Source organism: Pseudonocardia lacus, assembly GCF_018531445.1.
GTDB lineage: Bacteria > Actinomycetota > Actinomycetes > Mycobacteriales > Pseudonocardiaceae > Pseudonocardia > Pseudonocardia lacus.
The window spans coordinates 1-5527 of sequence record NZ_JAHDTH010000326.1 but is presented as its reverse complement, the minus strand read 5'-3'; the positions used below and the strand labels follow the sequence as shown (position 1 = coordinate 5527).

Here is a 5527-nt window from a genome sequence, read left to right as displayed (position 1 = left end):
CAGCCCGTCGCCGGAGCCGGCGGGGTCGCGGATCGTCATGCTCACCTGGCCGGCGTCCAGCAACTCGGACAACCCGGCCCAGCCGCCGGCCGCGACCAGCCGCTCGGCCGTGGCCGGGTCGGCGACCAGGTAGAGCGGGCTCACCGCGACCGTCGCCCCGGCGTGCCCGTCCGCGGCGCCGGCCTGCGGGGCCGCGGGGAGGTCGGTCCAGGCGCCGTCGTCGGGGATCCACACGTCGGCGTCGTACTCCACGGCCCGCTGCCCGGCCGAGCGCCCGTCGGCGGGCAGGACGTCGAGCACCACGCAATCCGGACCGGTGGCCAGCGCCGGGGCCAGCGCGTCGAGCGCCGGCACGAACGAACTCGCCGCCGTCACGCGCAGGGTCCGCGCGCAGTCCGCGGAGTGCGCGGCGACCCCGATCGCGCCGGTGGTCGGCCCGTCGGGCACGAGCGCGACGCCGACCACCACCGCCGAACCCACCGCGACCAGCGCCACGAGACCCCGGATCGTGCCCCGGGGGCGCTGCGCCCTGTGCCGTGCCATCCGCCCCGCCGATTCAGCTGAAGATCGTCAACCGATGCGGCGGCATTGTGGCAGGCGGCGACCACGGATGGGGGACCCTGTCGCGTCGCGCCACCGGAAATACGGCGTTCCGGGCACCGGGTGCACCCGATTGTCACGTTCCGGTAGCTGACCATCCGCTCGTCCGGCAGGTCCCCCGCCCAGCCGCTACCTTCCGTGACAGTGCGGTCCGGTCGGGCGGGCCCGTGGAGACAGGAGACCAATGCGAACCGGCGCGGTAATCCTCGTGATCTGGCTGCTGATCGGTGTCTTCGCCGCGTACCAGCGCAACTACTTCTCCGGCGACGACCAGGTGAACTGCGCCGAGTTGGGCACGGTCGCGCTGACGATCGTCGCCGGGCCGCTGAACTACTTCGGCCTCAACCCGCAGACCCGCTGCGAACTGCCCCAGCCCTCCCAGTGATGCCCTCCCAGTGATGCCCTCCCAGTGATGCCCTCCCAGTGATGCCCTCCCAGTGATGCCCTCCCAGTGATACAGCCGTCCCGCTGATACAGCCGTCCCACTGATCGCGCGGGCCCTGAGTGCGTATCCCGGTTCGGATCGGGATACGCGCTCACGGCTCGGACAGCCGATCCGGTGCCGATCAGTGGGCCTTGCGCAGCACCAGCAGCGAACGCGCCACGATCCGCAGCCGCCCGCCCGGCTTGGCGTCCCGGGTGCGCCGCGCCGCCCTGGCGCCGAGCGGGTCGGCCGTGTCCAGCACGACCTCCCACTGGTGGGCGTAGGCCTCGCCGGGCAGCGTGAACGGCACCTGCTGGTGGTGGGCGTTGAACAGCAGCAGGAACGAGTCGTCCACCACCCGCTGGCCCATCATGTCGCGCTCGGGGATGCCCTGGCCGTTGAGGAAGACCCCGAGGCTGCGGGCGTACCCGGCGTTCCAGTCGTCGTCGGTCATCGGCTGCCCGTCCGGGCGCAGCCAGGCGATGTCCTCGATGTTGGAGCCCTTGATGGGGCGGCCCTGGAAGAACCGCCTGCGCCGGAACACCGGGTGCGCCGCGCGCAGCGCGGCCACCTTGGCGGTGAAGTCCTCCAGCACCGAGTACTCGCGGGCCTCCTTCCAGTCGACCCAGGCCAGCTCGTTGTCCTGGCAGTAGACGTTGTTGTTGCCCTGCTGGGTGCGGCCGAACTCGTCGCCGTGCGAGATCATCGGCACGCCCTGGGACAGCAGCAGCGTGGCGATGAAGTTGCGCTTCTGGCGCTCCCGCAGCACGTACACGTCGCCCCCGTCGACCGGGCCCTCGACCCCGTGGTTCCACGACCGGTTGTGGCTCTCCCCGTCGCGCCCGCCCTCGCCGTTGGCCTCGTTGTGCTTCTCGTTGTAGGAGACCAGGTCGTGCAGGGTGAACCCGTCGTGCGCGGTCACGAAGTTGATCGAGGCGATGGGGCGCCGGTTGTCCTTCTCGTACAGGTCCGACGAGCCGGTGAACCGGGACGCGAACTCCCCCAGCCCCGGCACCTCGCCGCGCCAGAAGTCGCGCACGGTGTCGCGGTACTTGCCGTTCCACTCCGTCCACAGCGGGGGGAACCCGCCCACCTGGTAGCCGCCCTCGCCGACGTCCCACGGCTCGGCGATCAGCTTGACCTGGCTGACCACCGGGTCCTGGTTGACCAGGTCGAAGAACGCGGCCAGCCGGTCGACCTCGTGGAACTCCCGGGCCAGTGAAGAGGCCAGGTCGAACCGGAAGCCGTCGACGTGCATCTCGGTGACCCAGTACCGCAGCGAGTCCATGATCAGCCGCAGCGACTCGTGCTGGCGGACGTTGAAGCTGTTCCCGGTGCCGGTGGTGTCGTAGTAGAACTCCTCGTTCCCGGGCACCAGCCGGTAGTACGCCCGGTTGTCGATGCCCCGGAACGACAGCGTCGGACCGAGGTGGTTGCCCTCCGCGGTGTGGTTGTAGACGACGTCCAGGATCACCTCGATCCCGGCCTGGTGGAACCGCTTGACCATCGACTTGAACTCCTGCACCTGCTGGCCGCGGGTGCCGAAGGACGAGTAGTCGCTGTGCGGGGCGAAGAAGCCGATGGTGTTGTAGCCCCAGTAGTTGCTCAGCCCGCGCTCGGTGAGCGCGTGGTCGTGCACGAACTGGTGCACCGGCATCAGCTCGACCGCGGTCACGCCGAGCCTCTTGAAGTGCTCCAGCATCACCGGGTGCACCAGGCCCGAGTAGGTGCCCCGGATCTCCGGCGGGACGTCCGGGTGCGCCATCGTCATGCCCTTGACGTGGGCCTCGTAGATGACTGTGTCGTGGTAGGGGATGCGCAGCGGCCGGTCGTTGGACCAGTCGAAGTACGGGTTGATGACGACCGAGCGCGGCATCGAGCGCGCCGAGTCGTGGGTGTTCATCGACCCCGGGTCGCCCCAGTTGTAGGAGAACTGCTCCTGGCCCCACCGGATGCGGCCCTGGATCGCCTTGGCGTACGGGTCGAGCAGCAGCTTGGCCGGGTTGCAGCGCAGGCCGCGCGGCGGGTCGTACGGGCCGTGCACCCGGTAGCCGTAGCGCTGCCCGGGCCCGACCCGGGGCAGGTAGCCGTGCCAGGTCAGGGCCTCGCGCTCGGGGAGGTCGATCCGCGTCTCGGAGCCGTCGTCGTCGAACAGGCACAGCTCGACCCGTTCGGCGACCTCGGAGAAGATCGCGAAGTTGGTGCCGCCACCGTCGTAGCTCGCGCCCAACGGGTACGGCGAGCCGGGCCAGACGTCCAGGACCTGCCTCCGATCGGGAACACCGCGCCGCACACGCGCTGTGTGGGATACGGGTACACGATCGGAGGAGGTCCGGCAGGGCGAGCGCCCACCAGGTGGGCAGGGCGGGCGGGCGTCAGTGCGGGTGGCGGCCGTTGCCGAAGCCGGACATCTCCGCTTCGACGTTGCGCCGGAGCGCGGCCACGTCGGCCTTCTGGCCGGCCGCCTCGGCGGCGTCGCGGGCCCGCGCCACGATGTCCTCGCGGATCAGGTCGTGCAGGTAGACGGTCTTGTCGTCGCTCATCGTCAGCTCGATTCTCGGGGGTTCCGCGCCCTGGGGAGGCGCCGGTCGGGGGGCGTGCTGACGAGTGAACCGCGTACCCGGGCCGGTGTGGCGCAGGTCTCGATGGGATCTCGATGGGATGACGGCGGTGAGCGGCGGGTGGCCCGACATGATCACGTTGGGTGACCGTCCCGTCGCCGACCGGCCACTTCCGGCGGACGGGCGGTCCGACCGCGCCGGATGCACGTGCAGTCGTTCGCACGGGTCGGCCGGGGTCGGCGGCCGTGCGGACACGGCCGTTCGACGAGGCGTTCGGCGCTTCCGCACACACCCGCACGCCGGCGCGATCGGCTAGAGCGGCGACCCGTCGGACCGCGTCCCGGGCCCGGGGCGGCGGCTGTGCCGGCCCCGCCAGCTGGCCAGCAGCCAGCGCAGGAACCAGGCGGTGTCCGAGCGGTCGCGCCACGGGGGCCGGGTGGGGCGATGCGGCGGACCGGGCACGCGATCCACCCCACCGCGCCGGGAGCGAGCCCTCCAGCGCACAGGACGCGCATCGGTGACGCATCCCACTGGCGGGTTACGCTCTCGGGGTGAGCAGGCGACGCGTCGACCTCGCCCGTGCACGCCGCGCATCCGGACTGACCCAGGAGGAGCTGGCCAGCCGGATCGGGGTCGACCGCTCCACGGTGGGCCGCTGGGAGGCCGGGTCGGTCGACCCGACGCTGTGGGCGCGCGGCGAGCTCGCCCGCGTGCTGCACATCAGCCCCGAGGCCCTCGGCGGGCTGCTCGGCGAGAGCGGCGCCGCCGGGAAGAGCGATCCGACCCCCGTCACGGCACCCTTCGCGGCGACACCACCCGCCCCCCGCTTCGACCCGGTCCCGCTGCGCAGCGCCATCGACGACGCCGACGACGAGGTCGAGGCGATCGAACTGGCCCGCCGGATCGCCGCGTCCGACATCGGCGACGCCACGCTCACCCGGCTGGAGCGGGTCGTGGACGACCTGGCCCAGGCCTACCTGACCGACCCGCCGTTCGAGGCGCTGCTGCGCACCCGCCGCCACCTGCAGTACGTCACCACCCTGCTCGAAGCGCGCGCGACGCTCGCCCAGCGGCGCAGGCTGATGGTCACGGCGGGCTGGCTGTCGCTGCTGGCCGGCACCCTGCACATCGACCTGGAGCAGCACGGCCCGGCCGTGGCCCGGATCGCGGCGGCCCGGGCCCTGGCCGACGCCTGCGGCCACGACGAACTGGCGGCGTGCGCCGTCGAGACCGAGGCCTGGCGCTCGCTGACCATCGGCGACTTCCCGGAGGCCGCCCGCCTCGCCCAGCTCGCCCAGGAGATCGCCCCCGCCGGCTCGTCCGCGCACATCCAGGCCACCGCTCAGGAGGCCCGCGCCCAGGCCCGCCTCGCCGACGTGCGCGCGGCCACCGCGGTGGTCGGGCGGGTCACCCGCCTCGCCGAACCGCTGTCCGACCCCGACCACCCCGAGCACCACTTCCGCTACGACCGGGTCAAGGCGACCAGCTACACCGCCACCACCCTGACCTGGGTGGGCGACCCGGCCGCCGTCGAGCACGCCCGCGAGGTGGTGGGGGCGATGTCGGCGGAGGGCGCCACCGCCGGCCGGGTCCGCAGGCTCGCGCTGTCCCGGCTCGACCTGGCGCTGGCGCTGGTCGGGCGGGGCGAGGTCGAGGAGGCCGCCCAGGTCGCCCACTCGGCCATGCGGTCGCGGCTGCTGCGCTCGGACCTGTGGCGGGCCAGGGAGGTCGTGCAGCTGATCGGGGCGGCCGACCCGCACAGCGGCGAGGAGCTGCGCGAGACCTACCGCGAGCTGGTGCTCCCGCTGCGTTAGTTGTACTGACCGGACAGGTTGGTCAACCTGGTGATAGGCGGGACCCGTCCGATGGCGGTGTGGGGCCGGTGATGGTTGTACTCGTGCAACCAGCCCGGTAGCGCCTTTCGGCGTTGCGACTCGCCGGT

Annotated in this window: 6 protein-coding genes; 2 read left to right on the top strand and 4 right to left on the bottom strand. The window is 72.4% G+C overall.

Annotated elements, in window-relative coordinates; genetic code table 11:
- The coding region (locus tag KIK08_RS36985; protein ID WP_214407971.1) for a substrate-binding domain-containing protein at positions 1-495 on the bottom strand (495 nt) is incomplete at its 3' end.
- Between the two features lie 313 nt (positions 496-808).
- On the opposite strand from KIK08_RS36985, the gene KIK08_RS36980 reads away from it, so the two are divergent.
- Entirely contained in the window at positions 809-985 is a 177-nt protein-coding gene (locus tag KIK08_RS36980; protein WP_308258129.1) for a hypothetical protein, read from the top strand.
- 181 nt (positions 986-1166) lie between these two features.
- On the opposite strand, the gene glgX is transcribed toward KIK08_RS36980, so the two are convergent.
- Together glgX and KIK08_RS36970 are read right to left on the bottom strand one after the other, a co-directional pair.
- Complete coding sequence (glgX, locus tag KIK08_RS36975; RefSeq protein ID WP_214407973.1) at positions 1167-3284, bottom strand: glycogen debranching protein GlgX; 2118 nt, start codon at positions 3282-3284, stop codon at positions 1167-1169.
- 115 nt (positions 3285-3399) lie between these two features.
- Positions 3400-3567: a hypothetical protein gene (locus KIK08_RS36970; protein WP_214407969.1), complete on the bottom strand. Its 168-nt coding sequence runs from the start codon at positions 3565-3567 to the stop codon at positions 3400-3402.
- Positions 3568-4136: 569 nt separating this feature from the next.
- On the opposite strand from KIK08_RS36970, the gene KIK08_RS36965 reads away from it, so the two are divergent.
- Positions 4137-5399, top strand: a complete 1263-nt coding sequence (locus KIK08_RS36965) for a helix-turn-helix domain-containing protein (RefSeq protein ID WP_214407968.1) — start codon at positions 4137-4139, stop codon at positions 5397-5399.
- On the opposite strand, the gene KIK08_RS36960 is transcribed toward KIK08_RS36965, so the two are convergent.
- The coding region (locus KIK08_RS36960) for an integrase core domain-containing protein (RefSeq protein WP_214407972.1) at positions 5396-5527 on the bottom strand (132 nt) is incomplete at its 5' end. The genes KIK08_RS36965 and KIK08_RS36960 overlap by 4 nt on opposite strands.